The organism is Echinicola sediminis (genome assembly GCF_054777495.1).
The window spans coordinates 20,408-35,075 of the sequence record NZ_BAAHAP010000058.1; the positions used below are offsets into that span (position 1 = coordinate 20,408).

The following is a 14,668-nucleotide window of genomic DNA, read 5'->3' on the forward strand; positions in this document are numbered from 1 at the left end:
TGACTATCGAATACCATGAAAAAATATATTGTAATCATTCTTTCTGTACTTTGTATAGGATGTGCTGATCTAGAACGCTACCCTTTGAACTCCATTGGGGAACCCCAGTTCTGGTCCACAACGGATGATGCCGTACTGGGCATCAATGGGGTATACAATGTGCTTGCGCACAATCAAATGTACCGGGAATTCATGAGGCATACCGATGCATTAGGAGACAATGCCTACTCCCAATATTCCTTTAACTATTACCTGGAAATAAGTGAAGGCCGTGGATTTGATGCTTCCAGTGTCTGGCCCCAAAATATCTGGAGAAAATCATTTGAAGGAATTGTCCGGGCAAACAAGGTCATCAACAATGTTCCAGCAATTGATATGAATACGGAGCTAAAAGAAAGAATTATCGGGGAGGCCCGCTTTCTTCGAGCCCTGTTTTACTTTCATTTGACTAACCTTTATAGTGAAGTTCCTTTAGTACTGGAAGAACAATCGGTCGAAGAATCCTTGGTTCCAAGAGATTCCAAAGAAATCCTGGTTAACCAAATCCTACAAGATCTATCAGAGGCGGCAACAATCCTGCCCTCATCCTATCAAAACAGCCCCTCTAATATTGGACGGGCTACAAAAGGGGCTGCTTTGGCTTTAAAATGCCGCGTGCATTTGTACAACAAACAGTATAGTGAGGCTATCCAAACTGCCAATGAGGTAAGTGCTTTGGGATACGACCTTCTTCCTACAGCCAGTTACAAGGACATGTTTCTTCCAAGCTTGGAAAACAATACAACAGAATCGATCTTTGAAATTCAGTTTTTAGGGCAAACAGGCTCTGGCGTAGGCAGTTCCTTCAATAGTGCCTCAGGGGCTATTCCTACCTTCGGAGGTGGTTCCTATCATCCTTTACAGGAGCTGGTTGAAGCTTATGAGGATGGAGACATTAGAAAGGACATCACCATTTTGCAAGAAGGACAGAGCTTTGCCGGGGTGGACTTTGACCCGGTAAGGTCCCCTACAGGATATGCTGTGATCAAAGGAGTAATCCCCGATCCGCTTGTTGGAGGCGATGGTGATGCCAACTTTGTCGTCCTCCGGTATGCTGAGGTATTACTTAACCTTGCCGAAGCCGAAAATGAGCTGAACGGCCCGACCACCACTGCCTTTGCCGCGATCAACAAAGTGCGCGTACGGGCAGGACTGAACAGCCTTCCTGAGGACTTAACTCAAGGAGAATTAAGAGAAGCCATCAAAAAAGAAAGACGAATTGAACTGGCTTTTGAAGGACATCGGTATTTTGACATCCTCCGTTATGGAAAGGAAGACTTAAAAAAATCCATGGAAAGCATTACCAGTGTAGAAGGACATGAAAGAGTTTATGATGAGAAACTCATCATGTGGCCTGTTCCACAAAGTGAAATCAATATCAACGAAAATTTGCTGCCACAAAATCCAAACTGGTAATCCTCAACTTCATAATAAAGCCATCCGCCAAAACCGGATGGCTTTTTTTATCTCCAAAAACTTCCAAGAGACCTGCGTGCTTCTCCTATATCTTTATGCTGATGAAACATCCTCACTCCCCCACCCCTCTTTATGATTTGACCTTTAGGATGCCAAAGGATTCCTTGATTTAAATTGTTTTCAAATCAAAAAAAGCACACCGAGATTCCCAATGTGCTTTCAATTCTTTAATCAACCCAAATTCTTATTGGGCTCCCATCATTCCGCCTCCGCCTGAATCACCATCTTTTAGATCCTCATTTTGAATCGATCTTTTCTTCCTCTTGGGAGCCACACTCATTTTACCAATTCTATAACTGAAATTGATCTTGAAATTCATGTTCCGCATGATGTTCGTGCTGTTTTGGATAATGGTCGGCGATACAATTTCATTTTTCATTTTAAATTCCGGTGTAAAGAAGTTTTCCGCACCGAAACCTATGCTGCCTTTCTTCTCTGCAAACTGCTTATTGATATTCAACCCATAAATACCGAAACCACTGTCATAGCCCTGAAGATTCACTCTCCTACCTCTGGCAAAGGCAAAGCCCTGAAGCACCCAGCTCTCGGTAATGTTATAGTTACCGAACATTCGGCCACTTACCACAAAACCTTCATTGGAGGCATTGTAAAGCGGATCATCCACATTATTGTCTATCATGGCATGGTAAGCGTCTACTCCCCCATTGAAGGAAAGCTTATTGGACACATTGATATTGGCAAATAGGTTTAGTCCTACCGCTTGTTCACTTCCAATATTTTCATAAGTGGTATAAATCACCCCATCGTCCAATACACTTCTGATAGGCTGAATAGAACCGTTGGTATTTCTGAAAAAAGTCGAAATATTGATACTGGCATCCTTCACATAAGTACTGTAGGACAGCTCGTAGTTATCGGTAAATTCAGGATTCAACAAGGGGTTACCCTGGGTAATCAATGTCGGATTGGAGCCTTGGATATTAGGGTTCAGAAACATGAGAGAGGGCCGCTGGATTCTCCGGTTATAGGCTGCTTTGATCATGTTCCCGCTCTTAAGCTTCCTGCTGAGGTTGACACTTGGCACCAAGGTACCATAGTCAGGAATATCCTGCGCTACTTCCCCATTTTTAAAGTCGGCATTGATATGTGTGTACTCATATCGCAGTCCAGCCTTCACTGTATAATTCTTCAAAAAACCTTGGGTATAGGACAGGTAACCTGCCGTTACGTTCTGGTCATAGTCAAAGACGTTGGAATATTGCACATCATCATTGGCCACATATTCTCCGTCAGCTCCATCAGCAGTAAAATAAGCATAATCACTATTGACTTTTCTGAGGATATTTTTCGCCCCGTATTCCAAAATTTGGTTTTCGCCATTTCCAAGGGGAGTTACATAATCCACCTGAACAGTAAATTCCTGATTATTGGAAGCATTCTCGTTTTTCACCCGTTGTTCTATTTCCGTAAAACTCCCGTCCAATAGCGCCTGCACAAAGTCATTGGTTCGGTTGTTTCTACTATATAAGGTCATAATGCTGAACTCCTTTTGCGGCTTTTCATAAGTCCTCGTATAATTCAGACTTATGTCTATCGTATTGGACAGATCCTCAGTATTGACCCTTCTCATCACCTGACTGATCAATTCATCATCCAAATAGTTTTCGGTCAGGAGATTGTCTTGTTTATTTTTCCTGTTGAACATGCCAAAATTTACTGAAGCAGCCAACCAATTGTATTTATCTATCTCATAATCAGCCCCGAAGTTATACCTACCCATAAGCATATTATTCCGTGTATCGGAGCTTTGAAGAATTCTAGAAACAGAATTGTCAGGATTGGTGACCAGCTGGCTATTTTCAAAAGCCCCTTTGATATTGTATCCCGTTCTGCCAAAACCACCAAGATTAAATCCCCACTTGCCCTTTCTTGCACTGGCATTTAATCCGAGATTTGACCCTCTCATTCCAGCACTGGTATTGATACTCAAGGATGTTCCCTGAAGGTTGTTTTTCTTGGTGACAATATTGATCACCCCACCTGTTCCCTCAGCATCATATTTGGCAGAAGGAGAAGTAATCACCTCTACAGATTTAATTTCATCGGCCGGAATCTGTTTGAGTGCATCTGCTATGGAGCTGGCCGACATGGTAGAAGGCTTGTTATCTATCAATACCCTGATATTTGTACTCCCTCTCATGGAAACATTTCCATCCAAGTCAACGGACAACATCGGTACCCTTCTGAGCACATCGGAAGCATCTCCTCCTACGGTCGTTTTATCATTTTCGGCATTATAGATGGTCCTGTCCACTTTTTCCGTAATCAACTCCCGTTGGCCTTGGACGGTCACTTCTGTAAGTGAAACAGAGGCTTCTTCCAGGCTAATATCTCCAAGGTTTAAGCTTTTTCGCCCTGAATTAACCACTATCCCACTTTTCGTAAATTGGGAAAAACCCACAAAATTAACCTGCACTTTATAAGTTCCAGGATCAAAACCGGTAATGAAGAATTTTCCCTCATCATCAGCTACTCCTCCGGAAACCTGTTTTTCCGTCCCATCTTCCAAGAGTAATACAGTGGCATAAGAAACAGGCGCACCGGTTCCCGACTCCACTACCTTGCCCGTAATTTGGTAAACTTCCCTTCCGGCTGGCTTACTGTTTTCCTGGGCTGCAGCCACTTGAGTCAGACTGACCAGCAGGGAGAACATCCCAATCAAATTTCTCACTAAAGATTTCATATATAAGTTTATGGTTTGAAAGCTACTGTATTGATTTAGCACCCTGCCAGACATCGACCGGGCAAAATCCAAAAGCAAAGTAGTGCTATTTATAAGTACAAAAAAACACAATAGATAAGCGGGTAGACTTTATCGACCAATCCCCTATTTCAGCAGACGGAGGTATTTTAGAACTTATTGATTCCTTTCTGACGGTTCAAAGACCTGATCTATAGGTAAAAAAGCGTATTTGGCCGATTATACTTTTCTGTTTCGAAGAGTTTATTTTATGTTTAATGTGTAAAAGTAATTTGACGCATGAATCAAGCCCCCTCTCTTCATAAAAACATCTCTATTCTCATCCATATTCTCGCCTGGGTGCTGATAGGCTCGGTATTACTCCTGCTGGGGCCACTATCATGGAAAACGACCTTGCCAATTGAGTTTTGGTACCGACAGTCACTCTTGCTCTTCTTTCTTGTTATCCTCTTTTACTTCAATAAAGAACTGCTGGTTTCCAGGTTTCTATTTAAAGGAAAAATAGGATTGTTCCTGATCATTACCGTCTCACTGTGTTTACTGATCATGTACTGGATGCAGTACTTTGAGAACCTCATCCACCTTCCCGAACTTATGCACAAGGCTTTCCACCCGGATGGTGACAAGCCTTTTGAGCCCAAGGATGACTTTATCAATGTCTTTATGCTCTTGGTTCTATTTTTGGCTCTTGGTATCAGTACCAGTGTGGCGGCGGTTCAAAAATGGCAATCCGATGAAGCCCTGCGCCGGGAACTGGACCAGCAGCGCATCAATTCCGAACTCTCCTATCTCAAAGCACAGATCAACCCCCACTTTTTCTTTAACACGCTGAACAATATTTATTCTTTGACCAATATCGATGTAGAAAGAGCCAGAATAGCCCTGCACAAACTGTCCAGAATGATGCGTTACGTGCTCTATGAAACCGAAAAAGACCAAACCTTGCTCAGTAAAGAAATAGATTTCATCAAGGATTTCATCGAACTGATGAAGCTGCGCATCTCAGAAAAAGTAACGGTTGATTTACATATTCAGGAAAAATTTGAAGACAGGGTTATCGCCCCTATGCTATTATTGCCTTTTGTGGAGAACTGTTTCAAACACGGTATCAGCTCCAAACAGCCCAGCACTATTTTTATAAAAATCGAATCAAGGGAGAACATGCTTATCTTGGAAACCGCCAACACCATTTTCCCCAAAAACCCCAACAGTCCTGAGTCCGTTCACAAGGGGATCGGGCTGACCAATACCCAGAGAAGGCTATCCCTTTTGTACAGCAACAAACATGAATTGGTCATCGATGAACAAAATCCCGAAAATAAATTCCGCGTCCAACTTAAAATCAACATGGCATGAAAATAAGATGCATTGCAGTGGATGATGAGCCACTCGCCCTGAAAATGCTCTGCAGCTTTATCGAGCAAACTTCCTTTCTTACTTTGGAGGCCAAGTTTGAGAATGCCATTGATGCTCTGGCCCATATACACAGGCATGCAGTGGACCTGATTTTTCTGGACATTCAAATGCCCGACCTATCGGGCATGGAGCTGGCAAGGGTACTGGAAAGCAATAAATCCGGGTCGCCAACCCGAATCATTTTCACCACGGCCTACAACCAGTTTGCCGTCGAAGGCTACAAAGTGGACGCACTGGATTACCTGCTAAAGCCCTACAGTTACGAAGAATTCCTCAAAGCCAGTACGAAAGCCTACCAATATTTCGATACTAAAAACCATCAAACCGGCTCTTTTGTCGAAAAAAAGCAGGCTGACTATATTTTTCTTAAGGTCGAATACCAACTGGTCAAAGTGATGCTTTCGGACATTGTCTATGTGGAAGGGTACAAAGACTACGTAAAAGTGCATCTCAAAGACAAAACCAATCCCCTGCTTTCGCTGAACAGTCTAAAAAACATGGAGGACATCCTTCCAGAAAATCAGTTTATGAGAGTGCATCGCTCCTATATCATTTCATTGGATCACATCATATCCATCACACGGAGCACCATCAATATCGGGAATACAACCATAACTGTTAGCGACCATTATAAAGAGAGTTTCTTGAATTTTGTCAACAAATGGATCGGGTAAAGAAGGGCTCATTGGTAACTGCGTAGAACAGACCACTGTTAATCATTAAAAAGATCTAAATGACCGGATCCTCAAAGATAATTTAAAAAAAGGCATTTCATTTATTCTAAAACTATCCTATTTTAGAACTGATGATTAAACTTGATCGCTCCATTTTTAACTGCTATTCACCAGGAAAATTATGACTGATTTAAGAAAAACGTTTATGGAGATGGCCATCAGCCTCTCTCGCGAAGGGATGAACTCTGGTAAAGGAGGTCCTTTCGGATGTGTTATTGTAAAAGACGGTGTTGTGATAGGCAAGGGAAACAACCAGGTTCTAAGCAGTAATGACCCTACAGCACATGCCGAGGTGGTAGCCATCAGGGAAGCCTGTAAAACATTACGCACCTTTCAACTCGAAGGCTGCGAGGTTTACACATCCTGCGAGCCCTGCCCAATGTGCCTTGGGGCAATTTACTGGGCCAGGCCAAGTAAAGTCTTCTACGCAAACACCCGACATGAAGCAGCAGAGGCCGGTTTTGATGATGACTTTATCTACCAAGAATTGCCCCTACCTCCTCAAAATCGAAAGATCAGCATGGAGCACTTTCCGGATGAAAATGCTTTAGAAGTGTTCAATGAATGGCAGAAATTAGAGGGAAAAAAGGTGTATTGATAAACCCCATAAACACACCCTTGCCTATATTTGATACGATTTACTTTTCCCTCACTACCCTTTTTTGGAATTTCTCCCGAATTACATCCTGAACGGGTCTGCCCTGAATCTTGCTATCCAACCAGGAAATGATATCCAGATAAAGGAAAGCCCGCTTTTCGTAAGGATGATTTTCGTATTGGACCAGTTTATCCCGTAGTTCTTTAAAAGCCGATTTCAACTCATATTCATAGATTCGGTTCAATTTCCGAACGAAATGCATCATTTCCTGCTGGACCATACGTAAATCCTGCATTTTTATCAAAAACTTATAAACCGTTTTGATCTGTTGGTCCAAATTGTCATCCAGGCCTTCTTCGTAACTGGCTATCAATTTGAGTATATGGGCAAAACATTGCAAATCTTCACGCAAGCCATCCCCTGTATGGTAAATCACTTCATCCAAATGACGTATGGCATTGGAATTATCCCCGCTGCCAAAGTACAGGCAGGCTATTTTATAATGCAAAACTGTGACATGGTGCACATCCAACTTTATCTCCAAAGACTGCATCTCATTGAGCAGAGATGGAATGACCACATTGACCCCCGTGCTGAAGTCACCGATTAGAAAGTGATAGTTGATGCTATTGGAATAATAATAAAGAAAGGCTAGCACCCGACAATTATCATCCATTTTGAAATCATCCTTTTCCAAGCTGTCTTTAAACTGTTCAAAAACCTCCGTAAACCGATCGTATTGCTGAAGATAAAACAGCGTATCCAACAGGTAATGATAGGCCTTTAGGTAATTTCCTGTGGCCACTTTTTTCATATGAGGATGTTCCTGGTAGAGGCTCACCCACCGCTGGGCAGCCCGGTAACAAAGCGGAAAGTCCTGCAAAATGTGATAAAACCAAACCTGGGCCTGAAACAAATACAATTTCTCATAAAAATTCAGGTCCTCCAATTTATAGTCAGGCATGTTTTTGAGGTAGTAGGCTTCTACCAATTTCCTATCATGCTCATCTTTCACATGGCCCATTTTCAGGTAAAGGCCATATAACTGCAATGAGAGATTGCTCAGCGAATTTTTTAAAGAAGCGCTGCCTACCAAATGAATGGCTTCATTGGCCAGAACCTCTGCCCGGTCTCGCATACTTCTGGTTATATGCTGGGATTCGATGACCTTCTCCAATTCCACAATCCGGAGCATAATGGTATCCAAAAAATACCGCTCCGCAATGCCTTTTGCCCTCCCCAGTAATTTAAGACTTTGCTTATAAAGTCCCTTATTATAAAGTATCCTGGCAAAATCAATCTGTTCATTCAACTGCAGTTCCACATTCTGATCGGAATAAATCAAACGTAAACTGACCAAAATCTGCTTATATAAATGCGCTTTCATATTGGCCAATTGCTTCTTGGTAACTGGAGCCTTTTTGAGCAATAGCTTTTCATCATAAATCTCCATCCTGTCCATGGCATCAAAAAGCTGAATGAACTTCGCATTTTCATTGGCCCCAAACCGCTTGGCGTAAAGTTTGAATCCCCTCTTGTCAGAAGTACTTAATGACTTTATTAAAATAAATACATTATCTTTTTCTTTATCAGACCTCATACTATTTTAAAACACAACAAACTGATTTACAATATTTTATGTTACAACAAAAGATATTGAACATTGGACAAATAAAGTTAAATCAATTTACTATCAAACCATAAGATTTTACTTTAGATTTTAGATAAAAAATACGGATTATGGATAAACGACAAGTATTGATCTTTGATACCACTTTAAGGGACGGGGAACAGGTCCCTGGCTGTAAATTGAATACTCCTCAAAAAATTGAAATCGCCAAACAACTAGAACTATTGGGGGTGGATGTAATTGAAGCAGGATTCCCTATTTCCAGCCCGGGAGACTTCAAGTCGGTCGTGGAAATTTCTAAAAGTGTTTCCGAACCTATTATCTGCGGGCTTTCAAGAGGTGTACAAAAAGATATAGAAGTAGCAGCAGAAGCCCTAAAATTTGCCAAAAGACCACGAATCCATACGGGCATAGGGACATCTCCCTCCCACATTAAATATAAATTCAAGAGTACTCCCGAACAAATTCTGGAACGCGCTGTCGCAGCAGTTAAGCACGCCAAGTCCTTCGTAGAAGATGTGGAATTTTATGCTGAAGATGCCGGAAGAACGGACAATGAATACTTAGCTCGTGTCTGCGAAGCAGTCATCAAAGCGGGAGCCACCGTATTAAACATCCCGGACACTACCGGTTACTGCCTGCCGGATGAGTACGGTGCCAAAATCAAGTACTTGATGGACAATGTGAAAGGCATCGAAAATGTCATCATTTCAGCACATTGTCACAATGACCTTGGCCTAGCAACAGCCAACTCCATCTCGGCCGTCATGAATGGTGCCCGTCAAATCGAATGTACCATCAACGGTATAGGAGAAAGAGCCGGCAACACCTCTTTGGAAGAAGTGGCCATGATCATGAAGCAACACCCACGACTAAACGTGTACAACAATATCAATTCCCGATTACTAAACCCTGTCTCCAGATTGGTTTCAGAAAGAATGGGAATGTTTGTACAGCCCAACAAAGCAATTGTCGGTTCTAATGCTTTTGCCCATTCCTCCGGTATACATCAAGACGGCGTAATCAAAAACAGGGAAACCTATGAGATCATCGATCCTGAGGAAGTAGGGGTACATGAATCTATGATTGTTCTGACGGCACGTAGTGGCAGGGCCGCATTGGCTTTCAGACTGCACAAGATCGGGTATACCATCACCAAAATACAACTTGACGAAGTATACCAGCTTTTCCTTGAACACGCTGATGTCAAAAAGGAAATCACTGATGAAGATTTGCATGAAATCATCAAAATCTCCAATATTTCAATAGAAGCTTAACAGCTTGTTACCTTATCCATAAAAAAATCCAGTCCGCCTTTCGGTGGACTGGATTTTTTTATTCCAGAAAATTAAAGCGCTTACCTTCTTCCTCCAGCTTTCGGCACAAGGTTTCCAAGGGCTTTTTGAGCCCCTCCCATCTTGTTCATCTGCTTCATCAACTTACGCATATCACTGAACTGCTTCATCAGGTTATTCACCTCCTGTATAGATCTCCCACTACCAGTAGCAATACGCTTTCTCCTACTTCCATCAATCACATCAGGATTCTCCCTTTCCAGCGGTGTCATACTTCTTATAATGGCTTCTATCGGCTTAAATGAATCATCGTCTATATCCAAACCTTTGATTACTTTTCCCATCCCTGGTATCATCCCCATCAGATCCTTCAGGTTACCCATTTTTTTGATCTGCTCTATCTGAGAAAGGAAATCATCAAAGTTGAACTGGTTCTTACGGATTTTGGCATTGATTCGCTTGGCCTCATCCTCATCAAAAGACTGCTGAGCCCTTTCTACCAGGGAAACCACATCCCCCATGCCCAGGATACGCTGAGCCATACGATCCGGATAGAAAACATCCAGGTTTTCCATCTTTTCACCCGTGGAGATAAACTTGATCGGCTTGTCCACCACGTGACGGATGGATATCGCAGCACCACCCCGGGTATCACCATCCAGCTTGGTCAGTACTACGCCATCAAAATCCAATCGCTCATCAAAGGTCTTGGCTGTATTTACAGCATCCTGACCGGTCATGGAATCCACCACAAACAAGGTCTCGGCAGGATTCAGACTTTCCTTCAATCCAGAGATTTCGTTCATCATCTGCTCATCCACAGCCAAACGGCCCGCAGTATCGACGATAACGGTCTTTTTGCCATTCTTCTTGGCATAAGCAATTGCCCGCGAAGCAATCTCTAAGGCATTTTTGTTCTCTGGCTCAGCATAAACCTCCACCCCGATTTGCTCCCCTAACGTCTTCAGCTGCTCTATCGCTGCTGGACGGTAGATATCACATGCTGCCAACAAAACCTGACGCCCTTGCTTCTTCAAATGGGTAGCCAGCTTACCGGAAAAAGTGGTCTTACCGGAACCTTGCAGACCGGAAATCAAAATCACATTGGGATCACCTTTGAGATTGATATCCTCTTTCTTCCCTCCCATCAGCTTGGTCAGCTCTTCCTGGGTAATCTTCACCAACAACTGCCCCGGAGAAACAGAGATCAATACATCTCTTCCTAAAGCTTCCTGCTTAATGGTATCGGTTACTTCCTTGGCTACTTTATAGTTAACGTCCGCATCGATCAACGCCCTTCTAATCTCCTTGACCGTAGTGGCCACATTGATCTCGGTAATCTTCCCGGTTCCCTTAAGGGTCTTAAACGCCCTATCTAGTTTATAACTGAGATTATCAAACATGTGCTCTTTTGTTCTATTTACTGCAAAAATACAATAAATAAGTTGCTATAGAAGAGTCAACCGCTTTATCTGCCAAATTCTTTGGCACCAAACCCCAGCCATAAGCGCTGACACAAAATTTCATTAAAACGTTATAGCATTACCATCCATCCTTTTCCACTTAAAAATAGACCAAACTTTGTTGGTCATTTACAATAAAGTTTAAAAAATACCCTGATCACGGTATTTTATATTAAAAATTTTTATTGTACATTAGAATTACTGTTTCACTTTTTCAATCATTTAAAGTATAGACGCTTTAAACTTTTTACTTTTAATCCTAAGAAGAAGGCCGCTGGATAAAGCCAGCGGCTTTTCTTTTGCCAAATTCTTTCATACAAGCTATTTGAGGAATAAAAAACTTAGAGACCTCAGAGCACCTTCGCGCTCTCCGTGGTTAAACTCTCTGGAACCATAAACGTTAGCTGATTCCTTGCCCCCCTAAAAACACAAAAAGCTATGAAACAATATCTCATAGCTTTAGTCAATTAACAATAAACCCAAAATAACCTAGCTGTAGGAGAAGGACTCGAACCTCCACGGGGCAGTTAGGCAAAACACGAGCTCGATATTTGCTTTTTCCTGGGATCCCCACCCCCGAGACAGGAGGGCTTGTCTGCCAATTTCAACACCCTACAGTATCTAAAGACCTTTTGTCTTTTCCTTATGATACAAAGGTAATACAGCCTAGTATAAATTCAAATATTTTCAATAAAAAAGTCTAAAATTTACATTATAAATAATTTTACACACAAACCACTACACAATACGTAAAACAGAATATTATTTTGTCTTGATTTTTACCAAAAAATCAACCATCAACAAACCAGCTAAATATTGCCCCACCCCACATTCAAGACTCCTCCTTTCAAGATTATCGAATACATGTTCGAATTATATCTCTGTTCACGACACGTGTCCATATTTGGGATCAAACAATATTTCCCAGGGAGTAAAGTTGTGAAGATTTTATTACAGAACACGGTATTCACAGAGACTCCATTTTAATCGTGCCATCCGCCTTAGGGGGACAAACACAACTGGGTAAATTATTCAAAATAAAAAAGAATGACACCCAGAACCTATGCTCCCAGGATCATTCACATCATGCCCCCTGATTAACACATTCTTAAAGGCTATTTGAGAAATAAAAACTTAGGATTCTCAGTGAAACCATCGGGCTCTCTATGGTTAAATTCTCTGGAACCTTAAACCCGGATTATTCATTAGTGATCGTAGTGAGGGCTGAAAATGCAAGAAAATCAGGCTGTTTGCAGACTGAGGCATAGCACCGCTATGGTGAAGTCGAAAACAGAAGCAAAGCGACTGATTTTAAAGCATTTTCAGTCCGTAATAGATAAGCTAATGAATATTTCGGGTTAAACGCTAGCTGATTGCTTGCCCCCCCCTAAAACACAAAAAAGCTAAAAACCAAGGTGGCTCCTTCTTCTACATCGATGGAGTACTCTCCATCTATTCCTGTTACCGTGCCATTGCTGGTACCTTGCTCTTGGATGGCCACGCCTGGAATAGGCTCGTCGTTTTCATCCCTGACAATACCCTGAATGACCTTGGCCATCGATTCGACGGGCAAGATTTCCACTACTGCCTTTTTGGTTTTGGTACTTTTATAAACATGGATATTATCTCCGGTGCGCTGGAACTGAAACTTTCCACTGGAAGATATTACCTCCAATAATTCCCCCAAAGACAAGGCGCCTTTGACAGATATTAAATGGTTTTGGTTAACGACGGATGAATGATAAGAAAATTTGAATGCAGAATGCTGTTCCACAAAATCGAAAACAGCCTCTAGTTCCGTATGCTCAAAATCAACCTGCAAATCGATTTCATAAACACTTTTATTTTGGGCCTTTGACGCAGCCCCCAAGAGAATTGAAGCACTGGCGGTCTGCACTATAAAGATCAATATAAAGAATCTGGACATCTTTATTAACTTCCGCAGAAGTTGATTAGATAAATGATTTTTCATTAATTTTGATTATAAGTTTTATACTTTATTGAAGCCAGAATATTCACTTCTGTCGCCAAACTGAATTGTGATCATTCTGGTGGTTGGACAGGGTACATATCATGCCCTGTCCTTTACTAACTTGAATTGAAATCTTGGTTCATCTTACCTTATTTTTGTTTGAATAATCTGACTTTATCTTCCTCTATTGTATACTCCAAGCCCATGGTAAAACAGATTCCTTTCATGGCCTTTTCAAATGAGGCATTTTTATAGCTTCCCGTATAATTCCCTTGAAGAATGGACTGCTCCTCCACGATCATTTCCACGCCGTACCATCTCTCCAGTTCCTTGATCAGTTTTTCGACGGGGGCATGGTCAAACTGTAAAATACCGTCCTTCCAACCCAATTCTTTTTCTTCAGAAAAATGGGTGACCAGGAGCTGTTGATCATCCGAATTAAAAACCCCTTTCAATGAGGGTGTCAACAGGGCCTGATTGCCAAAATCATCGGACACAGCTACTTTTCCCGAGACAACTGCAATAGCACGCTGCTGCTCTTCCGGATAAGCTTTGACATTAAAAGACGTCCCCAACACCTGGGTCAGCACCTCTCCTGTGTACACCTTAAATGGATGATCTTTATCAGGCGTAACTTCAAAAAATGCTTCTCCTTCCAACCTGATGGACCTGTGCTCCTTAAAGGGCAAGGTATAGCTAAGCTCACTTCCGGAATTCAAGATTACCTTCGAGCCATCCGGCAACCTAAAGCGTAACCTTTGGCCATTTAGGGCTGTTTTTTGAATTCTCTCCACAGTGGTAGTCCCCGCTTGCTCCTCACCAGTCCCCAAGTATAAAGTCAATGAAGCAGCAAACAGCAAAAGTAAGGTTGCTGCTATACCCAGCATTCGACGGCGGGAATATCCCACCTCTCTCCTCTGGTTGACTTTTTGATTGTGCCGAACGATATTATTGAGCAATAAATCGTAATCCTGCTCTGAGAGCTCCTCATCAATTTCATACCTTGAAGAGGAAATGATTTTCCTTGCATACTCAAGGTCCCTTCTTCTATTTTCATTTTGACTGATCCAGTTTCTCCAATAATGGTTGGAAGAATCATTGGGTGAGATCACCCATTGGATAAACTGTTCATTGCTTAATAGATCAACTATTTCCGGCTTTTTTTCCTTCATCTCTCTGCTCAGTGAAAGCGCTTTACCTTAATAGAGATAAAAAGGGTAAAAATGTACATAGCAAAACCCAACAAATACAGTAATTGCAATAAAAAGACGTAATAATAAAAAAAGAGAAATAAAGCTCCCTGATATTAAAAAAAACTCACTC

At 41.9% G+C, this 14,668-nt stretch carries 10 protein-coding genes; 5 read left to right on the plus strand and 5 right to left on the minus strand.

From position 1 onward, the window contains the following. Nucleotides 1-15: 15 nt before the first annotated feature. Nucleotides 16-1,455: a RagB/SusD family nutrient uptake outer membrane protein gene (locus ACYVAA_RS14910; RefSeq protein WP_460543108.1), complete on the plus strand. Its 1,440-nt coding sequence runs from the start codon at nucleotides 16-18 to the stop codon at nucleotides 1,453-1,455. Nucleotides 1,456-1,699: 244 nt separating this feature from the next. On the opposite strand, the gene ACYVAA_RS14915 is transcribed toward ACYVAA_RS14910, so the two are convergent. Next, nucleotides 1,700-4,219, minus strand: a complete 2,520-nt coding sequence (locus ACYVAA_RS14915; protein WP_460543110.1) for a TonB-dependent receptor — start codon at nucleotides 4,217-4,219, stop codon at nucleotides 1,700-1,702. A gap of 297 nt (nucleotides 4,220-4,516) precedes the next feature. Between ACYVAA_RS14915 and ACYVAA_RS14920 the strand changes: the two genes are divergently transcribed. The 3 genes from ACYVAA_RS14920 to ACYVAA_RS14930 all read left to right on the plus strand — a co-directional run bounded on the left by ACYVAA_RS14920 (nucleotide 4,517) and on the right by ACYVAA_RS14930 (nucleotide 6,985). Beyond that, nucleotides 4,517-5,593, plus strand: coding sequence for a sensor histidine kinase (locus ACYVAA_RS14920; RefSeq protein ID WP_460543112.1), 1,077 nt, complete (start codon nucleotides 4,517-4,519; stop codon nucleotides 5,591-5,593). Beyond that, nucleotides 5,590-6,327, plus strand: a complete 738-nt coding sequence (locus ACYVAA_RS14925) for a LytR/AlgR family response regulator transcription factor (protein WP_460543114.1) — start codon at nucleotides 5,590-5,592, stop codon at nucleotides 6,325-6,327. The genes ACYVAA_RS14920 and ACYVAA_RS14925 overlap by 4 nt, the downstream gene beginning before the upstream one ends. A 181-nt stretch (nucleotides 6,328-6,508) precedes the next feature. Further along, nucleotides 6,509-6,985, plus strand: a complete 477-nt coding sequence (locus ACYVAA_RS14930; RefSeq protein WP_460543116.1) for a nucleoside deaminase — start codon at nucleotides 6,509-6,511, stop codon at nucleotides 6,983-6,985. Between the two features lie 40 nt (nucleotides 6,986-7,025). Here ACYVAA_RS14930 and ACYVAA_RS14935 read toward each other — a convergent pair whose 3' ends face one another. Next, on the minus strand, nucleotides 7,026-8,585 hold the full coding sequence (locus ACYVAA_RS14935) for a hypothetical protein (protein ID WP_460543118.1): 1,560 nt from the start codon (nucleotides 8,583-8,585) through the stop codon (nucleotides 7,026-7,028). A gap of 140 nt (nucleotides 8,586-8,725) precedes the next feature. Here ACYVAA_RS14935 and ACYVAA_RS14940 point away from each other — a divergent pair, with 140 nt between their 5' ends. Then, nucleotides 8,726-9,892, plus strand: a complete 1,167-nt coding sequence (locus ACYVAA_RS14940) for a 2-isopropylmalate synthase (protein WP_460543120.1) — start codon at nucleotides 8,726-8,728, stop codon at nucleotides 9,890-9,892. Between the two features lie 80 nt (nucleotides 9,893-9,972). Here ACYVAA_RS14940 and ffh read toward each other — a convergent pair whose 3' ends face one another. From ffh to ACYVAA_RS14955, 3 genes are all read right to left on the minus strand, one after another. Further along, entirely contained in the window at nucleotides 9,973-11,313 is a 1,341-nt protein-coding gene (ffh, locus tag ACYVAA_RS14945; RefSeq protein ID WP_460543122.1) for a signal recognition particle protein, read from the minus strand. Nucleotides 11,314-12,760: 1,447 nt separating this feature from the next. Next, nucleotides 12,761-13,300: a carboxypeptidase-like regulatory domain-containing protein gene (locus ACYVAA_RS14950; RefSeq protein WP_460543124.1), complete on the minus strand. Its 540-nt coding sequence runs from the start codon at nucleotides 13,298-13,300 to the stop codon at nucleotides 12,761-12,763. Between the two features lie 194 nt (nucleotides 13,301-13,494). Continuing rightward, nucleotides 13,495-14,517 (minus strand): FecR family protein, encoded by a 1,023-nt coding sequence (locus ACYVAA_RS14955; RefSeq protein ID WP_460543126.1) that lies wholly within the window; start codon nucleotides 14,515-14,517, stop codon nucleotides 13,495-13,497. Between the last annotated feature and the right edge of the window lie 151 nt (nucleotides 14,518-14,668).

What these genes read in the sequence shown, in the direction of transcription:
- ffh (WP_460543122.1), bottom strand. Translation starts at nt 11,313, where the DNA reads ATGTTTGATAATCTCAGTTATAAACTAGATAGGGCGTTTAAGACCCTT.
- ACYVAA_RS14940 (WP_460543120.1), top strand. Translation starts at nt 8,726, where the DNA reads ATGGATAAACGACAAGTATTGATCTTTGATACCACTTTAAGGGACGGG.
- ACYVAA_RS14930 (WP_460543116.1), top strand. Translation starts at nt 6,509, where the DNA reads ATGACTGATTTAAGAAAAACGTTTATGGAGATGGCCATCAGCCTCTCT.
- ACYVAA_RS14920 (WP_460543112.1), top strand. Translation starts at nt 4,517, where the DNA reads ATGAATCAAGCCCCCTCTCTTCATAAAAACATCTCTATTCTCATCCAT.
- ACYVAA_RS14915 (WP_460543110.1), bottom strand. Translation starts at nt 4,219, where the DNA reads ATGAAATCTTTAGTGAGAAATTTGATTGGGATGTTCTCCCTGCTGGTC.
- ACYVAA_RS14910 (WP_460543108.1), top strand. Translation starts at nt 16, where the DNA reads ATGAAAAAATATATTGTAATCATTCTTTCTGTACTTTGTATAGGATGT.
- ACYVAA_RS14925 (WP_460543114.1), top strand. Translation starts at nt 5,590, where the DNA reads ATGAAAATAAGATGCATTGCAGTGGATGATGAGCCACTCGCCCTGAAA.
- ACYVAA_RS14950 (WP_460543124.1), bottom strand. Translation starts at nt 13,300, where the DNA reads ATGTCCAGATTCTTTATATTGATCTTTATAGTGCAGACCGCCAGTGCT.
- ACYVAA_RS14955 (WP_460543126.1), bottom strand. Translation starts at nt 14,517, where the DNA reads ATGAAGGAAAAAAAGCCGGAAATAGTTGATCTATTAAGCAATGAACAG.
- ACYVAA_RS14935 (WP_460543118.1), bottom strand. Translation starts at nt 8,585, where the DNA reads ATGAGGTCTGATAAAGAAAAAGATAATGTATTTATTTTAATAAAGTCA.